Annotated in this window: 1 protein-coding gene; it reads left to right on the forward strand. The window is 56.3% G+C overall.

What is annotated here, in order from left to right:
- Positions 1–247: aconitase family protein (locus Q4563_RS21710; RefSeq protein WP_303606008.1), on the forward strand; the 247-nt coding region annotated here is incomplete at both ends.

Here is a 247-nt window from a genome sequence, read left to right on the forward strand (position 1 = left end):
TCAGGGCATCGTGCACGTTGTGGGGCCGGAGCAGGGAGCTACCTTGCCGGGCATGACCGTTGTATGTGGTGACTCACATACTGCGACCCACGGCGCTTTTGCGGCTTTGGCACATGGTATTGGCACCTCGGAAGTTGAGCACGTACTGGCGACCCAGTGCCTGATCCAGCGCAAGATGAAAAATCTGCTGATCAAGGTAGACGGCGAGTTAGGCAAAGGCATTACGGGTAAAGACGTGGTATTGCAC

It is taken from the genome of Gilvimarinus sp. 1_MG-2023 (assembly GCF_030548285.1).